Source organism: Tabrizicola sp. T46 (genome assembly GCF_057219895.1).
This window is the reverse complement of record NZ_JBXVVV010000001.1, coordinates 481,919-504,153: the sequence shown is the minus strand read 5'-3', so window position 1 is coordinate 504,153 and position 22,235 is coordinate 481,919. Positions and strand designations below refer to the sequence as shown.

General features: G+C 65.4%; 22 protein-coding genes. 9 read left to right on the top strand and 13 right to left on the bottom strand.

What is annotated here, in order from left to right; all coding sequences use genetic code 11:
• Positions 1-165 precede the first annotated feature (165 nt).
• Together AC2D9V_RS02615 and AC2D9V_RS02610 are read left to right on the top strand one after the other, a co-directional pair.
• On the top strand, positions 166-417 hold the full coding sequence (locus AC2D9V_RS02615) for a hypothetical protein (protein WP_484712476.1): 252 nt from the start codon (positions 166-168) through the stop codon (positions 415-417).
• 80 nt (positions 418-497) lie between these two features.
• Positions 498-722 (top strand): hypothetical protein, encoded by a 225-nt coding sequence (locus AC2D9V_RS02610; RefSeq protein ID WP_484712475.1) that lies wholly within the window; start codon positions 498-500, stop codon positions 720-722.
• Positions 723-772: 50 nt separating this feature from the next.
• Here AC2D9V_RS02610 and AC2D9V_RS02605 read toward each other — a convergent pair whose 3' ends face one another.
• The 12 genes from AC2D9V_RS02605 to AC2D9V_RS02550 form a co-directional block, all read right to left on the bottom strand.
• Positions 773-2,008, bottom strand: coding sequence for an NAD(P)/FAD-dependent oxidoreductase (locus tag AC2D9V_RS02605; protein ID WP_484712474.1), 1,236 nt, complete (start codon positions 2,006-2,008; stop codon positions 773-775).
• Between the two features lie 40 nt (positions 2,009-2,048).
• On the bottom strand, positions 2,049-3,209 hold the full coding sequence (locus AC2D9V_RS02600) for an iron-containing alcohol dehydrogenase (RefSeq protein WP_484712473.1): 1,161 nt from the start codon (positions 3,207-3,209) through the stop codon (positions 2,049-2,051).
• A 4-nt stretch (positions 3,210-3,213) separates the two neighbouring features.
• Complete coding sequence (locus AC2D9V_RS02595; protein WP_484712472.1) at positions 3,214-4,590, bottom strand: aldehyde dehydrogenase family protein; 1,377 nt, start codon at positions 4,588-4,590, stop codon at positions 3,214-3,216.
• 68 nt (positions 4,591-4,658) lie between these two features.
• Complete coding sequence (locus AC2D9V_RS02590) at positions 4,659-5,150, bottom strand: GFA family protein (RefSeq protein WP_484712471.1); 492 nt, start codon at positions 5,148-5,150, stop codon at positions 4,659-4,661.
• A gap of 10 nt (positions 5,151-5,160) precedes the next feature.
• On the bottom strand, positions 5,161-6,525 hold the full coding sequence (locus AC2D9V_RS02585; RefSeq protein ID WP_484712470.1) for a glutamine synthetase family protein: 1,365 nt from the start codon (positions 6,523-6,525) through the stop codon (positions 5,161-5,163).
• A gap of 182 nt (positions 6,526-6,707) precedes the next feature.
• Complete coding sequence (locus tag AC2D9V_RS02580) at positions 6,708-7,637, bottom strand: DMT family transporter (protein ID WP_484712469.1); 930 nt, start codon at positions 7,635-7,637, stop codon at positions 6,708-6,710.
• A 152-nt stretch (positions 7,638-7,789) separates the two neighbouring features.
• A complete protein-coding gene (locus AC2D9V_RS02575) occupies positions 7,790-8,704 on the bottom strand; it encodes an NAD(P)-dependent oxidoreductase (protein ID WP_484712468.1) in 915 nt (304 codons plus the stop codon).
• A 4-nt stretch (positions 8,705-8,708) separates the two neighbouring features.
• Complete coding sequence (rodA, locus tag AC2D9V_RS02570) at positions 8,709-9,848, bottom strand: rod shape-determining protein RodA (RefSeq protein WP_484712467.1); 1,140 nt, start codon at positions 9,846-9,848, stop codon at positions 8,709-8,711.
• A 12-nt stretch (positions 9,849-9,860) separates the two neighbouring features.
• Positions 9,861-11,807: a penicillin-binding protein 2 gene (gene mrdA / locus AC2D9V_RS02565; protein WP_484712466.1), complete on the bottom strand. Its 1,947-nt coding sequence runs from the start codon at positions 11,805-11,807 to the stop codon at positions 9,861-9,863.
• Complete coding sequence (locus tag AC2D9V_RS02560) at positions 11,804-12,343, bottom strand: rod shape-determining protein MreD (RefSeq protein WP_484712465.1); 540 nt, start codon at positions 12,341-12,343, stop codon at positions 11,804-11,806. Before AC2D9V_RS02560 ends, mrdA begins: the two co-directional genes overlap by 4 nt.
• Positions 12,336-13,337 (bottom strand): rod shape-determining protein MreC, encoded by a 1,002-nt coding sequence (gene mreC / locus AC2D9V_RS02555; RefSeq protein ID WP_484712464.1) that lies wholly within the window; start codon positions 13,335-13,337, stop codon positions 12,336-12,338. The genes AC2D9V_RS02560 and mreC overlap by 8 nt, the downstream gene beginning before the upstream one ends.
• 30 nt (positions 13,338-13,367) lie before the next feature.
• The gene (locus tag AC2D9V_RS02550; protein ID WP_484712463.1) at positions 13,368-14,405 is read right to left on the bottom strand and encodes a rod shape-determining protein; all 1,038 of its coding nucleotides are present in this window, start codon (positions 14,403-14,405) and stop codon (positions 13,368-13,370) included.
• 264 nt (positions 14,406-14,669) lie between these two features.
• On the opposite strand from AC2D9V_RS02550, the gene AC2D9V_RS02545 reads away from it, so the two are divergent.
• Positions 14,670-15,428: an SDR family NAD(P)-dependent oxidoreductase gene (locus AC2D9V_RS02545; RefSeq protein ID WP_484712462.1), complete on the top strand. Its 759-nt coding sequence runs from the start codon at positions 14,670-14,672 to the stop codon at positions 15,426-15,428.
• Positions 15,429-15,491: 63 nt separating this feature from the next.
• Here AC2D9V_RS02545 and AC2D9V_RS02540 read toward each other — a convergent pair whose 3' ends face one another.
• A complete protein-coding gene (locus AC2D9V_RS02540) occupies positions 15,492-17,057 on the bottom strand; it encodes a 2-isopropylmalate synthase (protein WP_484712461.1) in 1,566 nt (521 codons plus the stop codon).
• Positions 17,058-17,449: 392 nt separating this feature from the next.
• Here AC2D9V_RS02540 and AC2D9V_RS02535 point away from each other — a divergent pair, with 392 nt between their 5' ends.
• From AC2D9V_RS02535 to rplA, 6 genes are all read left to right on the top strand, one after another.
• Entirely contained in the window at positions 17,450-18,109 is a 660-nt protein-coding gene (locus tag AC2D9V_RS02535; protein WP_484712460.1) for an SDR family oxidoreductase, read from the top strand.
• Positions 18,103-19,626, top strand: a complete 1,524-nt coding sequence (locus AC2D9V_RS02530; RefSeq protein ID WP_484712459.1) for a cryptochrome/photolyase family protein — start codon at positions 18,103-18,105, stop codon at positions 19,624-19,626. The genes AC2D9V_RS02535 and AC2D9V_RS02530 overlap by 7 nt, the downstream gene beginning before the upstream one ends.
• A gap of 306 nt (positions 19,627-19,932) precedes the next feature.
• Positions 19,933-20,124 carry a preprotein translocase subunit SecE gene (gene secE, locus AC2D9V_RS02525; protein WP_484712458.1) on the top strand — a complete coding sequence of 64 codons (192 nt, stop codon included), beginning with the start codon at positions 19,933-19,935 and terminating at the stop codon, positions 20,122-20,124.
• A 159-nt stretch (positions 20,125-20,283) separates the two neighbouring features.
• Positions 20,284-20,817 carry a transcription termination/antitermination protein NusG gene (gene nusG, locus AC2D9V_RS02520; RefSeq protein WP_484712457.1) on the top strand — a complete coding sequence of 178 codons (534 nt, stop codon included), beginning with the start codon at positions 20,284-20,286 and terminating at the stop codon, positions 20,815-20,817.
• 96 nt (positions 20,818-20,913) lie between these two features.
• Positions 20,914-21,366 (top strand): 50S ribosomal protein L11, encoded by a 453-nt coding sequence (gene rplK, locus AC2D9V_RS02515; protein WP_484712456.1) that lies wholly within the window; start codon positions 20,914-20,916, stop codon positions 21,364-21,366.
• A 5-nt stretch (positions 21,367-21,371) separates the two neighbouring features.
• Complete coding sequence (rplA, locus tag AC2D9V_RS02510; RefSeq protein WP_484712455.1) at positions 21,372-22,070, top strand: 50S ribosomal protein L1; 699 nt, start codon at positions 21,372-21,374, stop codon at positions 22,068-22,070.
• The last annotated feature ends 165 nt before the right edge of the window (positions 22,071-22,235 follow it).

Genomic DNA, 22,235 nt, shown 5'->3' with positions numbered 1-22,235 from the left:
TCTTGTGGCGACCGATCTGTGTTCGGCACTCTTGCCCGTTTGCCACAGGTCACAGGCGAACCTGCTTCCTGATCACGATTCCGTTTGTCAGGCAAAGGAATGGCACATAACGTTCCGCTGCGTCACGCGCATCATAGGATGCCGAGTCTCATTTTGGGGGTAACCATGAAGAACGTTATTGCGTCTGTCCTTGCTGCCTCGGTCCTGCTGTCCGCCTCGCTTGCGCATGCAGGCGGCCCGGTCGTTGTTGTCGAAGAGCCGACTCCGGTCGTTGAAGAGCAGGCCGGCACCTCGGGCGGCATCCTGCCGCTGCTGCTGGTCGGCATCGCCCTCTGTGTCGCGCTCTGCGGCGGGGACGATGACGATGATCCGGTTCCGACGTCCACCCAGCCTGTAGCTGTGGCGGCTGGCGGCTGATTGAAGATATCCCGGCACGGCGGCTGCAGCCGTGCCGGTCCACCCGCGGGCGATAGCCTGCCAACATTTGGGACATGAAGATGAAGAAGCTGCTGACATCCACCCTTGCCCTGCTGGTCGCCGTATCGGCCACGACCGCCCATGCCGGTGGCCCGGTCATCGTGACCGAAGAGCCGGAAGTCGTTGCCGATGCTCCGGCGTCGGGCGGCATCCTGCCGCTGCTCCTGGTCGGCATCGCGCTCTGCGTCGCGCTGTGCGGCGGCGATGATGATGATCCGGCTCCGGCCCCGCAGCCCACTGAATGATCTGAGCCTGTCCGGTGCGGCGGTTGTCGCCGTGCCGGACCCTCCAGTCTTCAGAAGCGATCCGGCAGGAGTTGTGGAAACTCCACCATCCTGCTTTTCCCGGCAAGAAAACGTGCGACAAGCTGGGCCGTGATCGGGGCCAGCGTTACCCCCAGATGCCCGTGGCCGAAGGCCAGGATCACGTCGTCCCCGCCCCGTGAGGGGCCGATCACCGGCAGGCTGTCCGGCAGGCTCGGACGAAATCCCATCCATTCGCGGTCCGGTTCCCCAAGGTCGGGAAAGAAAGCCCGCGCGCCGTCTACCAGCCTCTGAATCCGGTGCGGTGAGGGTGGCAGGGTCAGCCCGCCCAGCTCGACAGTTCCCGCAACGCGCAGCCGCCCCGCCATCGGGCAGAAGTAGAAGCCGCGCGACGTCGGGCAGGTGGGGCGGGACAGCAGTGACGCGGGCATGTCCCATTCGACGTGATAGCCGCGTTCGGTATCCAGAGGCACCCGGTCCCCGGCTTGCCGGGCGAGGTCACGCGAATGCGCCCCCGCGGCGATCACCACGCGGCGGGCGTGCAGATGAAGGCCGGGGCCTTCGATGACCACGCCATCCGGCCCGCGCGTCAGCCGTTCGGCCCTTGCGCGGATCAGGCGGGCCTGCGACAGGGCGGCGGCGGCGATCAGGCCCATCATCCGGCCGGGATCGTCAAGAAAGGTCGCATCCGGGAAGAAGGCGGCACCGCCCATGCCGGGGGGAAGGCCGGGTTCCAATTCAGCAAGCCGGTCGGGGCCGACCATCTCGACCGTCACCCCCAGCGCGCGGCGCGGGGCCATTTCGGCCTCGGCCAGGGCGAAGGCTGACGGCGTTTCGTAGAGGTAAAGGCAGCCGCGGCGCTGGAGGATGCCTGCACCGGCGACCTTCAGGGCAAGCGCGTCCCACCTCTCGCCCGCGTCCTGAAGCAGGCTGGCCAGGACCGTCGCGTTCCGCTGTGCCGCAGCGGGCAGGGACTGGCTCAGGAAGCGCACCAGCCACGGGGTCAGGCTGGGCAGGGCGCGATGCCGGATCGCCAGCGGCGAGGTACGGCTGAGGAGGAGAGACGGCAGCGACCGCAACACCGCCGGCGTGCCGACGGGGCTGGTGGCATAGCCCGCGATCGTGCCGGCATTGCCATAGCTTGCGCCCATCCCCGGCTCGCCCGGATCGACCAGCACCACGTCGCGGCCCTGGTCGACAAGCTCCAGAGCGGTGGTGAGGCCGATGACTCCGGCCCCGATCACCGCGATGTCTGTTGTCTCACGCATCAGCGTCAAGCCGGACCGCAGGGTGTGCCGCGGCGCAGTTTCAGAGGCAGGCCTTGAAGAGTGCCCGGGTATTCTTCTTCGTCATCTTCACCGGGTTTCCGCCGCAGGAGGGGTCTTCCAGCGCCATCTTGGTCAGCATGTCGAGGTCGGGGTCCTTGACGCCCAGCATGGTCAGGTTCCTCGGGATATCCAGCGTCTCCCGCAGGTCAAGGATGCGCTGGTAGAAGCCCTTGTAGCCGCCCTTGATCCCGCAATAGGCCGCAGCCGAGGCCAGCCGGTCTTTCACGGCCTTACGGTTGAAGTCCAGGACCATCGGCATGACCACCGCGTTCGTCGTGCCGTGGTGGGTGTTGTAGACCGCCCCGATCGGATGGGACAGCGCGTGGATCGCCCCCAGCCCCTTCTGGAACGCCACCGCCCCCATCGCCGCCGCACTCATCATATGGGCGCGGGCGTCGAGGTCACCCGGGTCGGCATAGACCCTGGGCAGGTTCTCGAACACCAGCCGCATCCCTTCCAGCGCGATGCCCTGGGACATCGGGTGGTAGAAGGGGCTGGAGAAGGCCTCCAGGCAATGCGCCAGCGCATCCATGCCGGTGCCTGCGGTGATAAACTTGGGCATCCCGGTGGTCAGGGCCGGGTCGCAGATCGTGACGGCGGGCATCAGCCTGGGGTGGAAGATGATCTTCTTCTTGTGCGTCTCGGAGTTCGTCAGAACCCCCGCCCGGCCCACTTCGGACCCGGTCCCGGCGGTGGTCGGCACCGCGATGATCGGCGCGATCTTGCTGGCGTCCGCCCTGGTGTACCAGTCGTCGATATCCTCCAGCTGCCAGACCTTCAGTTTCTTCGGCTGGTGCGCCATCAGCGCGATCATCTTGCCGAGGTCCAGCGCCGAGCCGCCGCCGAAGCAGATCACCCCGTCATGGCCGCCGGCGAGGTAGACCGCGATGCCCGCCTCCATGTTCTTCTCGTTCGGGTTCGGGTCCACATCCGAAAAGACCGCGCGGCCGAGGCCCCCGGCCTCCAATACGTCGAGCGCGCTCTTGGTGATCGGAAGGGACGCCAGCGCCTTGTCGGTCACCAGAAGGGGTTTCGTCAGGCCGATGGACTTGGCGTGGTCGGCCAGTTCCGCGATGCGGCCGACGCCGAACTTGATCGCGGTGGGGTAGGACCAGTTCCGGTTGGGAACGTTGTGGGTCATGGTCTCAGACTTTCTTGAGGTGATAGGATTTCGGCCGGGTCACCGAATGGAACCCGAGATAGCTCAGCGAGGTGCCCCGCCCGGTGTCCTTGACCCCAGTCCAGGTCAGCGCGGGGTCAAGGTAGTCGGCCCGGTTCATGAACACGGTCCCGGTTTCCACCTGTGCGCCCAGTGCGGCAGCGGTGTCGTAGTCCTCGGTCCAGATGCTGGCGGTCAGGCCGTAGGGCGAGTCGTTCATCAGCGCGATGGCCTCGGCATCGTTCTTCACCGGCATGATGCCCACGACGGGGCCGAAGCTTTCTTCCTTCATGACGCGCATGGAGTGGTCCACGTTGATGAGGATCTGCGGCGCGAGATAGGCCCCGCCGTCATCGGCGAATTTCTTCGGGTCGAGGAGCGGCTTCGCGCCCTTGGCGATGGCCTCCGCCGTCTGGTCGCGCACCGTCTGGGCAAAACGCTTGTGCGCCATCGGGCCGAGAGTGGTCGAGGCGTCGAAGGGGTTGCCCAGTTTCAGCTGGCCGACCCAGGCGACGGATTTCTCGACGAAGCTGTCGAAGAGGCTTTCGTGCACATAGATCCGCTCGATCCCGCAGCAGCACTGGCCGGCATTGTACATCGCGCCGTCCATCAGCACGTCGACGGCGAGGTCAAGGTTCGCATCGGCCCGAACATAGCCGGGGTCCTTGCCGCCAAGCTCCAGCCCCAGCGGCGTGAAGGTCCCCGCCGCCGCGCGTTCGATGGCCTGCCCGCCGCCGACCGAGCCGGTGAAGTTGACGAAACCGAAGCTGCGCGCCTTGATGAGGGACTCGGTGGTGGCGTGGTCAAGGACCACGTTCTGGAACACGTCCTCCGGCACGCCGGCGGCGTGGAAGGCCTCGGCCAAACGCTCGCCTACAAGGAGGGTCTGCGAGGCGTGCTTCAGAACAACCGTGTTCCCGGCGATAAGGGCCGGGACGAGTGTGTTGATCGTGGTCAGGTAGGGGTAGTTCCACGGCGCGATGATGAAGACGACGCCGACCGGTTCGCGGGCGAGGTAACGGCGAAACTTGTCCGAATCCTCGATCATCTCGGGCGCGAGGGTCTTGGCGGCGATCGATGCCATATAGTCCGTGCGCGCGTTCACCCCGCCGAATTCACCGCCATAGCGGGTCGGGCGGCCCATCTGCCAGGCGATTTCCTCGACCACCACCTCGGACATGGTGTTCAGCTTCGCGACACCGGCCTTGACCAGCGCGATGCGGTCTTCCAGCGGGCGGGCGGCCCAAGGTTTCTGTGCGGCCTTCGCGCGGGCGACGACGGCATCGGCTTCTGCCGCAGTCAGGGGCATCCGTTCGGCATAGACGCGGCCGTCGACGGGAGAGATGAGCTGGATCGGTTTCATGTCAGTCCTCGTGGGTCGGGGTTGCCCCGACGATTGTCTTTCGGGCTAGGGTCTCCCCGGCCCGCGTGTCAGGTCGGCGGCCAGACCGAGGTATCGTGGTCTGGATGCTGACGGCTGCTTTGCCGGATCAAGTCGAACCGCTCCACTGTGTCGCCCACGCCATTATCGCCCTCTCCTGTCCGGGTCGAGGGGAGCGTCACGATTCCGGTCAGCCAATGCTCCATCGCCTCGGTCCCGACATTGTGCTCGGGCCTAAGCTCGGCATGGCGGTCGAGTGAGCCGATGGTAACCTCGATCCGCGGACGCGACAGCGCCTCGTAGGTCAGGGGTGTGCCGCAGTCCCGGCAGAAGCCGCGCAGCGCGTCTGCGGAGCTTTGGAAATGCGCCAGTGTGCCCCGCGTCAGGTGGAAGTGGTTGCTGTGCCCGCCAGCCCAGGCGGCGAAGGGTCCGCCGACCTGTTTCTGGCACATACGGCAATGGCACAGACAGGCGTTGTCTGGCCGGGTGGTGAACGCATAGCGCACCGCCCCGCACTGACATCCGCCTGCCCACCTTTCCATCGTGTCCCCCTTACGCGCGTTCCAAGAGCCGCTGGATCTCGAAATCGGTGACAACGCGGTCGGTCTCGGAAATCTCCCACTGGGCGGCGTGGTGGTAGTGGTCGATCACGTCATCGCCGAAGGCTTCGCGGAACATCTTCGAGCCGTTCAGCAAATCCGCCGCCTCGCGCAGGTTGTGCGGGATCTCGCGCACCCCTCCGGCGGAATACATGTCGCCCTTCATCTCGGGTTCCAGTTCCAGCTTCTGCTCGATCCCGGCCAGACCGGCGGCCAGAAGGGCGGCGCAGGTGAGGTAGGGGTTCACGTCCGACCCCGGAATCCGGCATTCGACACGGATCGCCTTCGTCCCCTCGCCACAAACGCGGAAGCCGGCGGTGCGGTTGTCGGCGGACCAGACCGCCTTCGTGGGCGCGAACATCCCCACGGTAAAGCGCTTGTAGCTGTTGACGTAGGGCGCAAGGAACACGGTCATCTCGCGCGCATAGGCCAGCTGGCCGGCGACGTAGTGCTGCATCAGCGCCGACATGCCATGCGGCCCCTTCGGATCAGCAAAGGCGGGCTTGCCGTCCAGAGTCCACAAGGACTGGTGGCAATGCGAGGACGACCCTGCCTTGCGGTGGTCGTACTTCGCCATGAAGGTGACCGAGCGGCCCTTGGTCCAGGCGATTTCCTTGATGCCGTTCTTGATGATCGTGTGGTTGTCCGCCGTATCGAGCGCGTCGGAGTAGCGGTAGTTCACTTCCTCCTGCCCCGAGTCCGCCTCACCTTTCGAGTTCTCGATCGGGATACCCGCGCCGTAAAGTCCATTGCGGATGGCGCGCATCACGTCTTCTTCCTTGGTGGTCTGGAAGATGTGGTAATCCTCGTTGTAGGCGCTGATCGCCTTCAGGCCGGTGAAGTTCGTGTCCCGCAGGGATTCGTAGGAGTTCTCGAAGAGGTAGAATTCGAGTTCCGTCGCCATCATCGGCTGAAAGCCCATGGCGCGGGCACGTTCGACCTGCGCCTTCAGGATCTGGCGCGGGGAATGGGCGACGGGGTGGTGATGGTGGTCGAGAAGATCGCAAAGGACCATCGCCGTACCCGGCAGCCATGGGACAAGGCGCAAGGTGGCCATGTCGGGCTTCATCACGTAGTCGCCATAGCCGGTCTGCCAGTTCGAGGACTTGTAGCCCTGAACGGTCGTCATCTCCATGTCGACGGCAAGAAGGTAGTTGCAGCAATGGGTCTCCTCCCAGCCGCCGTCGACGAAGAACTGGGCGTGGAAGCGTTTGCCCATCAGGCGGCCCTGCATGTCGACGCCGGCGACGAGGACGGTGTCGATTTCCTTGGCCTTCACGGCCTTCTTCAAGTCTTCAAGTGTCAGATTGCCCGGCATGTGGTGTCTCTTTCCTGAATGTCGGTCGGAATGGGGCCTCGGCCCCGGGATCGAAGGGGATGCAACCCCGACGCTCCGCCGAATTCAGGCTTGCGGGGCCAGCATGGGCCGCCTTGGCTATCCTGCGGCTCGGACCGCATCTGATCATTCTCCCCGGGATCGCGGTTTGCCCGCGAATTTGATCAATCATTCACAGGTCGGCGGGTTTGCGCAACCCCCCCAACGGTTGCCGCTTCACCCCTTTCCCCACGCGGCGCACGCAGGCCCATTGCGGCGTTCAGGACGACGCCGGTCAGGAGCACTGCACCACCGATCAGGGTGGCGCGGCTTGCGGTTTCACCAAGCGCGAGCCAGACCCAGATCGGTCCCAGCAGGACCTCGATCAGGGACAGGAGCGTCAGTTCCGCCGCCGGGACCACTCGACTGCCGAGCGTGAAAAGGACCATCCCAAGGGCGACGACGAAGAACCCGACGGTGAAGGCAACGGCCATGTCCTGCGGCAGGGCCAGGATCGGTTCGCTCCGCGCCAGAAGAACCGCGCCCGCAAAAAGGGTGGAGAAGACGCTGCCCAGGAAGGCCACCGGCATCATGTCCCCCACGCGCCCCCAGCGCAGCGCAACCGAGAAGGCGCCGAAACCCGCGGCCGAGGCCAGCGCGGCAAGGTTCCCCGCGATGGCGCCGGACTCAAGCCCATCGGCGACCATCAGATACATGCCAAGGACAGCGATGGCGATGGCAATCCAGGTGCGGGAATGGACCGGCTCACGCAACAGAAGCCAGCCAAGGACGGCGGCGACGAAAGGGGAGGCCGCGAAAAGGAGGACGGCATTGGCGACGGTGGTCGTCTGGAAGGCATAGATCGCGCCCGAAAAGGCGAGGACCAACCCAAGGCCCCCCGCGATGCCGGCTCCGCCCACAGCCCGCAGGGCGGCCAGTGGCCGACCCCGCGACGTCCACCACATGAAGCCGAGGAGAACCGGGATCATGCCGACCGAGCGCCAGAACAGGATCTGCCAGACCGAGGCAGCCTCGATCTGCCTCAGGCCAAGACCCATCAGCGACCAGATGGCACCCGCCGCAAGGCACAGTGCCACGCCTGTTCCGTACCGCATGCGATGCCCCCTTTCCCGGAAGGCTGACACGGGCGCAGCAAGGCGGCTGTTCCGTTCACGACCTCGCAGGGGCCGGGACGGCATCTTGCTTGCAGATGACATCGCTCCCTGCCTGTGCCGAGCGGCGCTGTCCCAAGCCGGAACTAGCGGGGTCAGTAGCCGCGCGTGCGGTCGACGAGATGCAGGAAGGGCTCACCCGCTTCGCCCCGCCGGATGTTTTCGGCCAGGACGCGGGCTGCGCTGGCGGTGCGGGTATCGGCGGCGATGTGGGGGGTGACCGTGACGCGGGGATGCGTCCAGTAGGGATGATCCTGCGGCAGCGGTTCCGCCCGGAACACATCCAGCGTGGCGTGGCCGATGTGCCCGGCATCGAGCGCAGCCAGAAGCGCATCATCGTCGATCAGGGCACCGCGACCGGGGTTCAGGATCACCGCGCCCTGCGGCAGCCATCCCAGCCGTTCGGCGTTCAGAAGGTTCTCGGTCTCGGGCGTCTTCGGCAGCAGCGTCACCAGAATCGCTGCCGTAGACAGCGCCTGCCGCAGCCCGTCTTCGCCATGCAGGCAGCCGGGCTTTGCCGTCCGGCCCCATGCGGTCACCGGGAAGTTCAGCGCCCGGAGGGCGGTTGCTGCGGCGGTGCCAAGCTCTCCCGTGCCCAGCACCGTGACCGGGCGTTCGCGCGCCAGGGGCGGGCAGGTCGGGTCCCAGACCCGGCCCGGGTTCACGATGTGCCGGTCCATCCCGAGGTGATGGCGCAAGCTGTGGCCCACGACCCATTCGGTCATCCCCTCGCTCATCGCCGGGTCGACCATCCGGCAGAGGGGTTGGGTCAGGGTGGCATTGCCGACGATCCGCTCCACCCCCGCCCAAAGGCTGAGGACCGCCTTAGCCCGAGTGAAGGGGGCGAAATCCTGCAGAGGCGAGGACGGGGCATAGATGATGTAATCCACCGTCTCGGCTGCGGCCTCGGTCACCACCTGCGCGGCAATCCCAGCTTCTGCCAGGGCCTTCGGAAGCTCGTTCTCATACTCGGACCAAAGGCTTGGGACGGCGAACAGAATGGTGGTCATTGCGTCACCTTGGCCGGTGGACATGGGCGCTTTGGACAAGACCAAAGCCCACCAGCAGCACCATCATCGCCGACCCCCCGTAGCTGAGAAGCGGCAGCGGCACGCCCACGACCGGGGCCATGCCCATGACCATCGACAGGTTCACCGCGATGTAGAAGAAGAAGTTGGCCGCCACCCCGATGATCAGAAGCGCCGAGAACCGGTCGCGGTTCTGGAAGGCCGCGAAAAGGCAGAAGCCGATGATCAACGCATAAAGCCCCAGAAGCGAGAAGGCACCGACAAAGCCGAATTCCTCGGCCAGCGTGGTGAAGATGAAGTCGGTATGCTTTTCCGGCAGGAAGTTCAGCCGCGACTGGGTGCCCTGCATGAAGCCCTTCCCGCTCCACCCGCCGGACCCGAGCGCAATCTGCGCCTGGATGATGTTGTAGCCCGCGCCCAGGGGATCGGCCCCGGGGTTCAGGAAGGTGTCGATCCGGGTGTACTGGTAATCGTGCAGGAACTGCCATGGCGTGCCGCGCGTCAGGAACACCCCCGCCACGGCCCCGACCCCAAGGACCAAGACCGCGGCGAAATACCAAAGGCTGACCCCTGCGGCGAACATCACCGCCGCCCCGGCCAGAAGTAGCATCAGCGATGTGCCAAGGTTCGGCTGCATCAGGACCAGCACCGTGGGCAAGACGATCAGCAGCACCGGGATCAGGACATAAAGCGGGCGCGAGATGCGGCGATGGTCCAGCCAGTCGTAATAGGCAGCAAGCATCATGACGAGCGTGAACTTCATCATCTCGGACGGCTGCAACCGGATGAAGCCAAGATCGATCCAGCGCTGGGCGCCCATGCCGACCTCGCCGAAGAATTCAACGAAGAGGAGGAGGATGAACGAGACGAGGTAGGCAACCCCCGCCATGTTCCGCCAGAACCAGATCGGGACCATGGCGACGATGAACATCAGCACCAGGCCAACCGCGAAGCGTTCCATCTGCGGACGGGCCCAGGTGTCGATGTTGCCGCCGGCGATGGAGTAAAGCATCAGGAACCCGACCGAGGCGACGGCGATCACCAGCACAACCAGCGGCCAGTTCAGGTAAAGGACCTTGCGAAGCCCGGTCGGGGCCTGCTTGACGCGGTATTCAAGAAAGCTCATCCAACCGCCCCGTCAGGTTTCGGTCTTGACGGGCACCAGCCCGGTGACCGGATCGCGCAGGGGCAGTTCCTTCAGCATGGTCTCGATCCGGCCCCGCTGGCTGGAGGGGTAGGCCTCAAGCGAGGGCATCCCGTCCGACATCGCGCGCAGGATGATGTCGCGCGCGATCGGGGCCGCGGCGGTCGACCCGCCACCACCGTGTTCCACCACGACGGCAATGGCATAGCGCGGCGCGTCGTAGGGAGCATAACCGACGAACAGGGCATGGTCCCGGCGATGCCACGGCAGATCCTCGTTCGCAATCACGCCCGCTGCGCGCTCGGCAGCGCTGATGTTCCTGACCTGGCTGGTGCCGGTCTTGCCGGCCATCACCATCGTCGGCTCGACAATCCGGCTGGATTTGGCGGTGCCGCGCTCGCCGTTCACCACGCCATGCATCGCCTCTTGCACGGCGGCGAGGTTATCCGGCGCGAGGCCGAGAGGCGGGGCCTCGGCGACCGGCATCTCCTGATCGTTGACCATATGGACCAGGCGCGGGACGACCGCGCGTCCCGTCGCCAGCCGTGCAGTCATCACCGCAAGCTGCAGGGGCGAGCTGAGCACATACCCCTGACCGATCGAGGCGTTGATCGTGTCGCCGATCCGCCAGTCGGCCTTGTGGCGTTCCAGCTTCCAGGCCTTGTCGGGCATGATGCCTTCGGTGATCGCCGACATCGGGATGTCGAAGGCCTGGCCCAGGCCCAGACGGCGGCCCATCTCGGCGATCTTGTCGATCCCGACCTTCTGGGCGATGTCGTAGTAATAGACGTCGCAGCTTTCGACGAGGCTGCGTTCCAGGTTGACCGTGCCGTGGCCGGACCGCTTCCAGCAGTGGAACCGGCGTCCGCCGAATTCGATGAATCCGGGGCAGCTGACCCGCGTGCCGGGCGTGGCCACCCCGGCCTCAAGTGCCGCCAGCGCGGTGACCATCTTGAAGGTCGATCCCGGAGGATAGGCACCGGACACCGTCTTGTTGGCCAGCGGTCGGTGGTCGTTTTCCATCAGCGCGTTGTAGTCGGCGTGGCTGATGCCGCGGACAAAGAGGTTAGGGTCGAAGGACGGAGACGAGGCGATGCAGACGAGGTCTCCGTTCGTGACGTCTATGACCACGGCGGCGGCGCTTTCGGTGCCGAGCCTTGCCTGGGCGAAGTTCTGCACATCGGCGTCGATCGTCAGGCGGATGTCAGTGCCGGGGGTGCCCTCCTGCCGCTCCAGTTCACGCATCACCCGCCCGGCCGAGTTCACCTCGATCCGCTTGGTGCCGGCGCTGCCACGCAGCGTGTCTTCCTTCCACTTCTCGACGCCTATCTTGCCGATCTGGAACTTGGGAATACGCAAAAGCGGGTCTGGCTCTTCAAGGCCTTCCAGGTCCTTGTCGCTGACCGGGCCGACATAGCCCACGACATGGGCAAAGTCCTGATCCAGAGGATAAATCCGCGACAGGCCGACCTCGGGCAGGACGCCCGGCAGGGCGGGGGCGTTGAGCGCGACCTTGGAGAAGTCGTCCCAGCTCAGCCGTTCGGCCACGGTGACAGGAACGAAGGCGCGCAGCGCGTTGACCTCCTCGATCGTCGCCTCAAGCTCTTCGGGAGTGATCGGGATGATCCCGGCCAGCCGACGCAACACCAGTTCGGCGTCGCCCGCCGCTTCACGGGTGATGATGACGCGGTAATTCTGTTCGTTCCCGGCAATGATCCGCCCGTTGCGGTCCTGGATCAGCCCGCGTTCGGGCGGGATGAGGCGGATGTTGATCCGGTTCTCTTCGGCCAGAAGCTTGAACTGGTCGGCCTGGTCGACCTGGAGATAGCGCATGCGGATGCCCAGGGCGGCGACCATGGCCCCCATCGCCCCGCCCAGCAGCAGGGTGCGCCGGGTCAGCGTGCGGTTGGTCTCTTCGGTGTCACGGGCGGTCCGTTTCACAGGCGTCTCCCGAAGCTGTCGATCTCGCCGGTCGCCGGCTTGCGGAGGTCAAGGACCAGTCGCGACAGGCCGACGACAAGAGGATAAAGCGCAATCGACCACAGGACCTGAACGGCCGCAAAGCCGAAAGCCGGCTGCGGCACGAAGGCAAGCCCCAGGACAAGGCGATAGGCCAGCATCATGCCAAGCATGACACCGGAAATCAGCATCCATTCCACCAGAAAGTTCAGTTCACGGGTCAGGGCGACGCGACCGCGCAGGAATTCGGTCGCAAGGACGACGATTGCCGTCCAAAGGCCCGGCGGGCGCATCAGGATCAGGTCCTCGATCAGGATGACCAGCAGAATCAGCGGCATCGGCAGGAAGTCCGGCCGCCGGATGACCCAGGCAAGGATGAGGCAGAGAAGAAGGTCGGGCCCCGGCAGCGCCCCGGGTGACGCCTCCAGTGGCAAGAGCCGGACGAACAGAAGGAAAAGGGCAAGCGCGAGGAAAAGCCCGCGGAACACCCAATGGGCCTGACGCCAGAACTCAACCATCGCCGGCTTCCTCGACTGCCCCTTCCGCGGTGCCCGAGCCGGCAGCCTCGACATCGCCGCCTTCGGTTTCGGTGGGGGGCGCGCCGGCGGCTTCTTCCAGCGTGGCTGCCGAGGTATCGGGTCTTGGCAGGAAGACGGGCGGCGCGATCAGGCTGCCGGGATCCTTGATCGGCTCAAGCTCGTGGCTGCGGAGGACGCGGAGGAATTCCAGCCGCCGGTAATCTGCCGCCAGGACCACGCGCAGCCGCCGGTCCGTCCCTAGCGCCACCTGGCCGACCAGAAGCCCGGCCGGAAAGACCCCGCCGTCGCCCGAGGTGACCACGCGGTCGCCCGGGCGCACGTCGTCCGTGTCCTCGATGAACTCCAGCGGTGGCAGGGGTGAGTTGTCGCCGCTGAGTAGGGCCTTCTGCCCCGATGGCTGGATCGTCACCGGGATCCGGCTGTTCGAGTCGGTCACCAGGATCACCCGGGCGGTCCGTTCTCCCACGCCCGAAATCCGGCCCACCAGGCCGATCCCGTCCATCGTCGCCCAGCCGTCGCGGATTCCGTCCCGCGCGCCGACGTTCAGAAGGACCGACTGGCGGAACGGGCTGCCGCTGTCGGCCATCACCACGCCGGTCACGAAGGTCAGCTTCGGGTCCAGCCGCACCTTGTTCAGGTCCAGAAGCCGCGCGTTCTTCTGTTCCAGCTGAAGGGCGGCTTCCTTCCAGGCCTTCATCTGCTGAAGCTCGCGCTTAAGCTCCTGGTTCTGTTCGTAGATCCGGGTATAGGACTGGAAATCGTCCAGCATCCCCGCCGCCGCCGTCACCGGCCGCATCGCCCAGTCAAGGTTCGGCACCACCGCATCGATCAGGGCCGCGCGAAAGCGCTCGACACGGGGGCTGTCGATCCGCCAGAGAAGGAAGAGGCCAAGAAGCACCAGGACCGCGATCCCCACCAGAAGGCGGCGAAGCGGGCGCGAGAATTCTTCCGGTCCTATGCGGGTCTTGGCCACGGGGTTGCCCTCTCAGCCGGCAGGCCGGCGTCAGGTATCGTAGTCGATCACATGCCGAAGCTGCTTTTCGTATTCCAGCGCTTTCCCGGTGCCCAGGGCAACACAATTCAGTGACTCGTTGGCCACAGAGATCGAAAGCCCGGTCTGCTCGCGAAGGCTCAGGTCCAGCTCGCCCAGAAGCGCGCCCCCGCCGGTCAGCATCACGCCACGGTCGACGATGTCGGCGGCTAGGTCCGGCGGCGTCGCTTCAAGCGCCTGCATCACCGCGTCGCAGATCTGCTGCACGGGCTCGGCCAGCGCCTCGGCAACCTGCGCCTGGTTGATCTCGGTTTCCTTCGGAACCCCGTTCAGAAGGTCGCGGCCCCGGATCGTCATGCTGGCCCCCCGCCCGTCGTCGGGCATCCGCGCCGTGCCGATCGAGGTCTTGATCCGCTCGGCCGTCGATTCCCCGATCAGCAGGTTCTGGTGGCGGCGAAGGTAGCTCACGATCGCCTCGTCCATCCGGTCACCGCCGACGCGGACCGACCGGGCGTAGACGATATCGCCCAAGGACAGGACTGCAACCTCGGTCGTGCCTCCGCCGATGTCGACCACCATGTTGCCCGTGGGTTCCGTGATCGGCATCCCCGCCCCGATGGCGGCCGCGATGGGTTCGGCGATCAGCCCGGCCCGCTTGGCCCCCGCCGACAGCACGGACTGCCGGATCGCCCGCTTTTCCACCGGCGTCGCGCCGTGGGGCACGCAGACGATGATCTTCGGCTTACTGATGGTCGAGCGCTTGTGCACCTTGCGGATGAAGTGCTTGATCATCTCTTCCGCCGCCTCGAAGTCGGCGATCACGCCGTCACGCATCGGGCGGATCGCCTCGATCGTGCCGGGCGTGCGCCCCAGCATCAGCTTCGCATCCTCGCCCACCGCGAGCACGACCTTCTTGCCGTCCTTGTTGTGATAGGCGACGACCGAGGGCTCGTTCAGGACGATGCCCTTGCCGCGGATGTACACAAGCGTGTTCGCCGTGCCGAGGTCGATCGCCATGTCTGACGAGAAGAGGCCGGGAAAGAACGACATTAACGGTGTCCCCAAGTGCAATAGCTGTTGTCCCGGCGACTCAGGGTCTGAGGCGGGCGCCCCCATATAAGAACCTGCGCAAGTGAGCGAAAGGTCTTGTAGCACAGCGCGCGATCCCCCGCTTACACAATCGTGCACTTGCAGAAATCCGGCTTTCTGACCCGGAATGGTCTCTGTTCCAGCATTGTAATTGACCTAAACGAACCTGCGGTTGATCCTGCACCCTGGTATGGTTGATCTTGTGACGTTGCGGAGGGGCGGAAGATGGCAGGCGTTTCGGGGCAGATCGCACTGGTGACGGGGGCCGGGGCGCCGGGGGGAATCGGTTTCGCCATCGCCCGGGCGCTCGTTTCGGGGGGCGCAAAGGTCTGCGTCACCGCCACCTCGCCGCGCATCCACGATCGCGCGGCCGCGCTTGGCTGCATGTCCCACATCGCCGACCTGACCGACCCGGCACAGGTGAAAGACCTCTTCGCTGCCGTCGCCGCAAAGCTTGGTCCGGTCTCGGTCCTGGTGAACAACGCCGGCATGGTCCAGACTGGCAAAGACGTCGCCCGCCAGCAGCTGGCCGGCTGGTCGGATGCCGATTGGGCGCATCACATGGCGCTGAACATCAACACGACCTTCCACTGCTGCCGCGCTGCGCTGCCGGGGATGGTGGCGCAAGGATACGGTCGGATCGTCAACATCAGTTCGGTCACCGGCCCGGTGGTGACCATCGACGGCAGTTCCGCCTATGCTACCGCCAAAGCCGCGATCACCGGCATGACCCGGTCGATCGCGCTGGAATACGGCCGCCACGGCATCACCTGCAACGCGGTCCTCCCCGGTTGGATCGAAACCGAAAGCTCCTCGGCGGACGAGCTCGCCGCCGGCACACGCACCCCCGCCGGCCGGCCCGGCACGCCGGACGAGGTGGCGGCCTGTGCCCTCTTCCTCGCCTCCCGGGAAGCGTCCTACGTCACCGGCGCGATGCTGGTGGTGGATGGGGGAAACACCCTGCAGGAGATGAAGGGCGGGTGAGACCAGTCCCTGAGAGGTGGTCAAGCCTAAGAGTTTTCGACGAAAATTCTTGGGCCTGTCCCATTACTCGGCGTGATAGCTTACCGTCTTTACATCCTCACCCGGCGCGGTCTTCTGCCGGCGGATGATGAGGCGGTTGAGCGCGTTGATATAGGCCCGGGTCGAGGCGACGATGGTGTCGGTATCGGCGCTGGAACCGGTGACGATCCGCCCCTCCTCCTCTAGCCGAACGGAAACCGTAGCCTGGGCGTCGGTGCCTGCGGTCACGGCATGCACCTGGTAGACCTGCAGCCGCGCCTTGTGCGGGAAGAGCATCTTCACGCACATGAAAGCCGCATCCACCGGCCCGTCCCCGGTCGCGTCAATGTGGTGGTCGACCCCGTCGATCGACAGCACCATCTCGGCCTCTTGCGGCCCTTCGGTACCACAGACCACGCGCAGCTTCTTCAGCTGAAGGTATTCATAGGCGTCGTTCGTCTGCTCATCGCTGACCAAAGCGATCAGGTCGTCGTCATAGACCTCCTTCTTCCGGTCGGCGAGCGCCTTGAACCGGACGAAGACGTCGTTCAGCTGGTTGTCGGCAAGGTCGAAGCCCAGTTCTTTCAGCTTCGCGCGCAGGGCGGCGCGGCCCGAATGCTTACCCATGGCGATGTTGGCCTGCGACAGGCCAATGTCCTCGGGCCGCATGATCTCGAAGGTCTGGACGTTCTTCAGGACACCGTCCTGATGGATGCCTGATTCATGCAGGAAGGCGTTCTTGCCGACGATGGCCTTGTTGAACTGAACCGGGAAGCCCGAGACCTGGGAAACCCGACGCGAGAGGTTCATGATCTTCGTCGTGTCGATGCCCGTCTGGAACGGCAGGATGTCGTTGCGGACCCGCATCGCCATCACGACCTCTTCGAGGGCGGTGTTGCCCGCGCGTTCGCCCAGGCCGTTGATCGTGCATTCGATCTGCCGGGCACCTGCCTCCACCGCCGCCAGCGCGTTTGCCGTCGCCATGCCCAGATCATTGTGGCAGTGGGTGGCGAAGATGATCTGGTCGGCCCCCGGGACGCGTTCGAGGAGCATCCTGATGATCTTCGCCGACTCCATCGGGTAGGTGTAGCCGACGGTGTCGGGGATGTTGATCGTCGTCGCCCCGGCCTTGATCGCGATTTCAACGACACGGCAGAGGTAGTCAGGCTCGGTCCGCGTCGCATCCATCGGCGACCACTGGACGTTGTCGCAGAGGTTCCGCGCGTGGGTCACCGTCTCGTGGATCCGGTCCGCCATCTGGTCCATGTCGAGGTTCGGGATGGCGCGATGCAACGGCGAGGTGCCGATGAAAGTGTGGATGCGGGGGGACCTGGCGTGTTTCACCGCCTCCCAGCAGCGGTCGATGTCCTTGAAGTTCGCGCGGGCGAGGCCGCAGATGGTGCTCGTCTTCGCCCGTTTCGCGATCTCGCTGACGGCGGCGAAGTCGCCTTCGCTGGCGATCGGAAAGCCCGCCTCGATGATGTCGACGCCCATCTCGTCGAGGAGCGAGGCGATCTCGAGCTTTTCCTCATGGGTCATGGTCGCGCCCGGGGATTGTTCGCCGTCGCGCAGCGTGGTGTCGAAGATAACCACTCGGTCTTGCTGGGTCATGTCAGTGGTCCTTTTCTCTTAGCCTTCAAGCCCTGGGCGCTGGTCACCTCTGAGCGGTCGCGCCCGGGGGCACGCTCAGAGGCGGCTAAGAAGGAGAAGTCCAAGGGGCAGCGCCGGGCGGATGGCCCGGTCGGCAGCGCGGATGTGAGGTCCCTTGGTCATGGGGCCGGACTATACGGCGGAAATGCTGGAAGGGAAGGGGGATTTTCGGAAGGGGTGCCGCCTTGGGGGGCATCGAGCCCCCCGAGGCGGCGCTGCCGCGGGACCATCCCTGCGACCGGTGCGCGCGGGGCGGCTGTCGGAGCCTCCGGCGGGGATATTTCAGCAGAAAGGAAGGCATGGGCGCGGCGGTCGCGGGCGCTATGTGGTGCGGCCTTGGACGCGGAGGGGCAATGCGGGCTTTGGTGGTCGGGGCGTCGGGCGGGATCGGCGGGGCGCTGGTGGAAGCGCTGCGGGCAAAGGGTGAGGTTGTGGGGCTGTCCCGGTCGGGCGACGGGCTGGACGTGACCGACGAGGCCAGCGTTGCGGCTGCGCTGGGGGCGCTGGAGCCGGGCTTCGACCTCGTGATCGTCGCGACCGGCGCCCTGGTGCTGGACGGGCAGGGGCCGGAAAAAACCTTGAAGGCAGTGACGGCTGACGGGCTGGCGCGGGCTTTCGCCATCAACGCGATTGGTCCCGCGCTGGTGATGAAACACGCGCTGTGGCTGATGCCGCGCGACCGTTTGGTGAAGCTTGCCGTTCTGACGGCGCGGGTGGGGTCGATCGGGGACAACCACCTTGGCGGCTGGTATGGCTACCGGGCAGCGAAGGCGGCGTTGAACCAGCTGGTGCGGACCGCGGCGGTGGAGGCCGCGCGGACCCATCCACAATCGGTCTTCGTGGCGCTGCATCCCGGGACGGTGGAAACCGGCCTCGCCCCGGCGCAGCGGGCCGGGCATCCGGCTGTTCCACCGGCTGAGGCTGCGGCTAACATTCTGAGAGTTCTGGAAAATCTTGGCCCCTCTGCCTCGGGCGGGTTCTTCGACTGGAAAGGCGAGGTGGTGCCGTGGTGAGGCTGGTCCTTGTCCTTGGCGACCAGCTGACCCCGGATGTCGCCGCGCTGAAGGCGGCGGACCGGGCGCGGGACGTGGTGGTTATGGCCGAAGTGATGGGCGAGGGCACGTCCGTCCCGCACCACCCGCAGAAGATCGCGCTGATCCTTGCCGCAATGCGCAAATTCGCCGCCCGACTGCGCGCCGACGGCTGGAACGTCGCCTATTCGCGGCTGGATGATCCCGAAAATTCGCAATCAATTCAAGGGGAACTGCTGCGCCGTGCCACGGAGACCGCGGCGGGGGAGGTGCTGGCGACCAAGCCCGGCGAATGGCGTCTGGTGCGGGCGCTGGAGGATTTGCCGCTGCCGGTCAGGCTTCTGGAGGATGATCGTTTCCTGTGTTCAGAGGCTGAGTTTTCCGCCTGGGCCGAGGGGCGGAAGCAGCTTCGGATGGAGTGGTTCTACCGCGACATGCGCCGCAGGACCGGGCTTCTCATGGAAGGCGACCAGCCAGCCGGGGGGCAGTGGAACTTTGACCACGACAACCGCAAACCGGCAAATCAGGACTTGCTGAGGCCAAGGCCGCAGGACTTTCCGCCGGACCCGGTGGTCGAGGAAGTGCTTGATCTGGTTGAGAAACGCTTCCGCCACTTCGGTCGCTTGCGCCCCTTCCGCTGGGCGACGGACCGGGACGGGGCCTTGGCGGCTTTGCAGGATTTCGTCGCCCATCGCCTGCCCCGTTTTGGCGAGGAGCAGGATGCGATGCTGGAGGGGGAGGCGTTCCTGAGCCACTCGCTTCTGTCGCCCTACATCAACCTCGGCCTCCTTGGCCCGCTGGAGGTTTGCCGGGCGGTTGAAGCGGCCTGGAAGGCGGGGCGGGTGCCGCTTCCGGCGGCGGAGGGGTTCATCCGGCAGATCATCGGATGGCGGGAATATGTGAGGGGAATCTGGGGGTTAGAGGGGCCGAGCTACCTGGAGAGGAACACCCTGGGCCACACCCGGAAGCTGCCGGCGGCCTATTGGGGGGGCGAGACGCGGATGGCTTGCGTGAAGTCCGCTGTCGCCCAGACCCGGGACCTGGCCTATGCCCACCACATCCAGCGGCTGATGGTGACGGGGAACTTCGCGCTTCTCGCCGGAGTGGACCCGGCGGAGGTGCATGAGTGGTACCTGTCGGTCTATATCGACGCCTTCGAATGGGTCGAGGCGCCGAACACGCTGGGGATGAGCCAGTTCGCCGACGGGGGCCTGCTGGGGTCAAAACCTTATGTCTCTTCAGGGGCTTACATCGACCGGATGTCGGACCATTGCGGTGGCTGCCACTACCGAGTGAAGGAAAAAACCGGCGAAAGGGCCTGCCCGTTCAATCTTTTGTACTGGCACTTCCTGACCCGACACCGGGAGCGGTTCAGTGCGAACCCGAGGATGGGGCAGATGTACCGGGTGTGGGACGGGATGGAGGAAGGGCACCGGGAAAGGGTGCTGGAGGGGGCAGAGTCGGTGCTGGGTCGGCTCGATCGGGGCGAGGTGGTGTAAGCCCTTGCGAACGCTGGGCTAATCGGTTGATCCGGGGCGGAGAAGGGCGTCTTTTTCCAGTCTTTCTTCTGTCTTCCTTCCGTCTCTACGCGCGTGGAGATCACGGGGGGTTAACCATGCGGAGAGAATCGGGGATTGGTGGGTTGGCACTCAGCCGACGGGGGCACGGATTAAAATGTGCCAAGGCACGCCCCAGCCTACTTGGGTGGCATGCGGAGCCGGGCCTTTCCCGGCTCGCGACATCCCCCCGCTTGAAATCCCCGACCGGAACCCGTATCTGACCGCCAATCCAACCGCGAGCGCACCATGGCCATGACGAACCCCCTTCAGTTCCTTCAGCAAGTGCGCAGCGAAGTCTCGAAGGTCGTCTGGCCGACGCGGCGCGAGGTTCTGCTGACCACGATCATGGTCTTCATCCTGTCGGCGCTGGCGGCAACGTTCTTCAGCCTTGTCGACCTTGGCATCCGCACGGCGCTGACCGCGATCATCGGGTCGTGAGCGCGGCGGTTTTCCCTTGAACTCGGGGCGGGCAGCGGATAGTTGACCGCCAACCAAAGGGACAACCGGCGCGCATCGATTCGGGGTGCGCGCTGTTTTTTGTTCCGGGCACGACCATGAATGCGGGCGAAAGCGCCCCGGAAGCAAGGATTGAGGCAGATGGCGAAGCGCTGGTATTCGGTGAGCGTTCTCTCGAACTTCGAGAAGAAGGTTGCCGAGCAGATCCGGACCGCCGTCACCGACGCGGGCCTTGAGGAAGAGATCGACGAAGTCTTGGTGCCTACCGAAGAGGTCATCGAGATGCGCCGGGGCAAGAAGGTCACCTCCGAGCGTCGTTTCATGCCGGGCTATGTGCTGGTGCATATGGAGATGAGCAATCGGGGCTATCACCTGATCTCGTCGATCAACCGCGTGACTGGCTTCCTTGGCCCCCAGGGCAAGCCTATGCCGATGCGGGACGCGGAAGTGAATGCGATCCTGAACCGGGTCGAAGAAGGCCAGGAGGCTCCGCGCAACCTGATCCGCTTCGACATTGGTGAAACCGTGCAAGTGACCGACGGGCCGTTCGAGGGCTTCTCGGGCATGGTCGAGGACGTGGACGAGGCGCACAACCGCCTGAAGGTGACCGTGTCGATCTTCGGCCGGGCCACGCCCGTGGAACTGGAATTCACTCAGGTCTCGAAAGGGGCCTGAGGAAGCGCGTGGGAGGCGAGCGCGGCCCGGATACGGGGCGTGACGGACCGGACCACTAAACCGCATCTTCGGATGCAGTGACAAAGGAGAGGCCAGATGGCCAAGAAGATTATCGGCAGCCTCAAGCTGCAAGTGAAGGCCCAGCAGGCCAACCCGTCGCCCCCGGTCGGTCCGGCGCTCGGTCAGCGCGGTCTGAACATCATGGCCTTCGTGAAGGAATTCAACGCGAAGACCGCCGACATCGCGCCGGGCACCCCGACGCCGGTCATCATCACCTACTATCAGGACAAGTCGTTCAGCCTTGAGCTGAAGACGGCCCCGGCCTCGTTCCTGATCAAGCAGGCTGCCGGTCTGCCGCCGGTGGGCAAGCGCAGCCGCTCGAAAGGCTCGACCAAGCCCGGCCGGGAAGTGGCGGGCACGATCACCACGGCGCAGCTTCGCAAGATCGCCGAGACGAAGATGAAGGACCTGAACGCCAACTCCGTGGAAGCTGCGATGCAGATCATCCTCGGGTCGGCCAAGTCCTGCGGCATCGAAGTGAAGGGCTGAGAACCATGGCAAAGATTGCAAAGCGCGTCGCCAAGGCGAACGAAGCCTTCGCTGGCAAGGCGAACCTCGCGGTCGAAGAGGCCGTGAAGCTGATCAAGTCGGCGGCCTCGGCCAAGTTCGACGAGACGCTGGAAATCGCGATGAACCTGGGCGTTGACCCGCGCCATGCGGACCAGATGGTCCGGGGTGTCGTGCAACTCCCGAACGGCACCGGCAAGACTGTGCGCGTCGCCGTCTTCGCGCGTGGCGCCAAGGCTGACGAGGCCAAGGCTGCGGGCGCGGATATCGTCGGCGCCGAAGACCTGATGGAGACGATCCAGTCGGGCAAGATCGAGTTCGACCGTTGCATCGCGACGCCGGACCTGATGCCGCTGGTCGGCCGCCTGGGCAAGATCCTCGGGCCGCGCAACCTGATGCCGAACCCGAAGGTCGGCACGGTGACGATGGACGTGAAATCGGCCGTCGAAGCTGCCAAGGGCGGCGAAGTCCAGTTCAAGGTCGAGAAGGCCGGTGTCATCCATGCCGGGATCGGCAAGGTGAGCTTCACCGAGGACAAGCTGGCGCAGAACGTGCGCGCCTTCGTGGACGCCGTTTCGAAAGCGAAACCGACGGGCGCCAAGGGCACCTACCTGAAGAAGGTGTCGCTGTCCTCGACCATGGGGCCGGGCGTTTCGGTCGACATCGCCTCGGCGACCCAGGCGTAACGAATTCCCGGGTGACCGGGAGACTACCCGGGCCGAAAGGCCCGGTCTGTCCGAGACGGAGGGTGGTGCGCAAACACCATAAATCCTTCCTGAGATGGGGAACGAGATTTGGGGCGCCTTCGGGCGGTCTTGGTTTCGGGAACCGTTACGGACCCGAACGCCCCC